Below are 2334 nucleotides of genomic sequence, written 5' to 3' on the forward strand. Positions count from 1 at the left end.
CTACTTGCGTCTTACAGCAAGGACTAGTTTCCCCACAGTTGTTCTACAATGCTAGGTTATAGCATGGGTGGCAAACTATATCTTATCAAAAACCAGGGTAGCCTTTAATAATCTGGTTACAGCGTCGGGATGTCGTTGGCGGTGGTGCCCTCGGGCCCGAACTGCTTATGGAGGAGTAGATGGTAAGTGCTTTGCGCTACCAGGGCTACCTCGTGAAAGCCGCAGAGCATCAGCTTAAGCTTACCAGGGTAGGCGTTAATGCTGCTAATCGTACGGGCACTAGGTACCGAAGTGGAATAGTCCGCGGTATCAACCGTCACGGCTACTGCGGTAACATCACCGACTTTGGCCGGTCGGCGGCACTTACGCCCCAAGTAGGACTTGGGGTAGCACCCATTTCAAAGATGAGGTTGCCGCCTTGCAGTAGCTCTTGGTGCGTGATGTAGGACTTAGTATAGCTTTGCCATTGAGGGTAATTGCCTGAATGTACTTATTGGTGGAGCTGTTGTTTTTGGCCTCGATAGTAAGCGTCTTGCCGGCGGCCAGCTTAATGGTAGCGTGCTTGACGGCTGGGCTACCAAACACGTACGCGCCATTGGCCGGGTTGAGTGGGTAGAAGCCCAGAGTGGAGAAGATGTGCCACGCCGACATCTGACCAACGTCCTCATTCCCAATAATGCCGTCGGGCTTGGCCGTGTAGAAGTTATCGGTGATGAACCGGACCTTATCGGCAGTTTTCCAGGGCTGGCCCACGTAGTTGTAGAGGTAGGCAACGTGGTGGCTGGGCTCGTTGCCGTGCGCGTACATGCCAATAAGCCCGGAAATATCGTTGGAAGCTTCGGCTCCCATATCACCCTTCACAATGAACAAGGAATCCAGCTTCTGGCTGAACCGCTTCTCACCTCCCAGCAAGCCAATCAAGCCTTCTACGTCTTGGGGCACCAGCCAGGTGTACTGCCAGGGGTTCCCCTCCGTGAAGTCGCTTTTCATGTGCACGGACGTAAACGGGTTAAAGGGCGTGCGCCACTCGTTCAGCGCCACGCGGCCGCGCATAAAGCCTACCCGCTTGTCGAAGTAGTTCTCATAGTTTTTGGGCGCGCTTGCTGAAGTAGGCGTAATCGTCGGCTTTGCCCAGCTTCCGGGCCATCTGCGCAATGCACCAATCGTCGATGGCGTATTCCAAGCCTTTCGATACGCTTTCCGCCTCACTATTGGCCGGAATAAAGCTCCGGCTTTCACCGCCTTCAGGCCCAGCTCGTCGCGCATGGCGGTGGCGCATACGGCTTCGTAAGCCAAGGCGGCATCGAAACCCCGGAAGCCTTTCAGGTAGGCATCTGCCACCACAGGCACGGCGCTGTAGCTACCATGCAGTTGGTTTCATTACCCATCAGATGCCACACAGGCAGCTTGCCCTGCTGCTGGTAGATGGCAAGCATAGAGCTCACCATGTCATTGACGCGCTCGGGCTGGAGAATGGTGAACAGGGGGTGGGCCGCCCGGTAGGTATCCCAGAGGGAGAAAGTAGTTAGGTTGGTGAAGTCCGCGTTCTGGTGTACTTGCTTGTCGGTGCCCCGGTAGTCGCCGTTGTGGTCGTTGAAAATGGAGGGCGCAATCATGGTGTGATACAGAGCCGTGTAGAAGGTTTTCAGGCGGGTTTCGTCGGCCTGAATCTGTACTTTTTGCAGCTCCCGGTTCCAGGCGGCATCGGCCTGGGCCACCACTTTATTGAAATTCCAGTGTGGAATTTCGGCTCGGATGTTGGCCTGTGCCCCCGCGGTGCTCACGGGAGAGATGCCCACTTTCAGCTTTACTTGCTCACCTGCCTGGGTTGCGAAGGTGACGACGCCCTTGAGGCGGTTGCCGGTAGCCGCGGGCTTAGTGTTGCCTAGGGTATCCAGCACCTGCACGCTGCTGAAGTTGCGGATAGGCTTGGAGAATACCGCCGCAAAGTAGAGGCGCTGATCTACGGCCCAGCCTTTGGAGTTTCGGTACCCAACAAGGGTGCTGTCGTTGAGCTGCTCGATGTGGGTGTCGGTGGCCAGGTCCCAGCCAATACCCTGCTGCAAGTCAAAAATTAGGTGGGCCGCGTCGGACTTAGGAAAGGTGTACTGGTGAAAGCCAACTCGCTCGGTGGCGGTCAGCTCGGCCTTGATATCGTAGCGCTTCAAGCGCACAGCGTAGTAGCCCGGCTTGGCCTGTTCTTCCTGATGCGAAAAAAGCGACACCAAGCCGCGCTCGGGGTGCTTCACCCGGCCTTCGGTTACGCGCACGGCTCCGGTAGTGGGCATTACCGTCACGTCGCCCAGGTCGCCGATGCCGGTTTCCGCTTAGGTG

At 56.7% G+C, this 2334-nt stretch carries 4 protein-coding genes; all 4 read right to left on the reverse strand.

Features of this window, described 5'->3' with window-relative positions; translation table 11 throughout:
• Positions 1 to 116 precede the first annotated feature (116 nt).
• The 4 genes from VI25_RS22550 to VI25_RS27465 are packed head-to-tail and all read right to left on the reverse strand — an operon-like array spanning position 117 to position 2288.
• Positions 117 to 320, reverse strand: a complete 204-nt coding sequence (locus tag VI25_RS22550) for a hypothetical protein (RefSeq protein WP_045690490.1) — start codon at positions 318 to 320, stop codon at positions 117 to 119.
• A 43-nt stretch (positions 321 to 363) separates the two neighbouring features.
• Positions 364 to 1053, reverse strand: a complete 690-nt coding sequence (locus VI25_RS27460; protein WP_055562943.1) for a glycoside hydrolase domain-containing protein — start codon at positions 1051 to 1053, stop codon at positions 364 to 366.
• A gap of 28 nt (positions 1054 to 1081) precedes the next feature.
• A complete protein-coding gene (locus VI25_RS29110; protein WP_055562944.1) occupies positions 1082 to 1279 on the reverse strand; it encodes a glycoside hydrolase domain-containing protein in 198 nt (65 codons plus the stop codon).
• Between the two features lie 43 nt (positions 1280 to 1322).
• Positions 1323 to 2288, reverse strand: a complete 966-nt coding sequence (locus tag VI25_RS27465; protein WP_236705217.1) for a glycoside hydrolase domain-containing protein — start codon at positions 2286 to 2288, stop codon at positions 1323 to 1325.
• Positions 2289 to 2334 lie beyond the last annotated feature (46 nt).

It is taken from the genome of Hymenobacter sp. AT01-02, from assembly GCF_000961955.2.
GTDB classification, from domain to species: domain Bacteria; phylum Bacteroidota; class Bacteroidia; order Cytophagales; family Hymenobacteraceae; genus Hymenobacter; species Hymenobacter mucosus.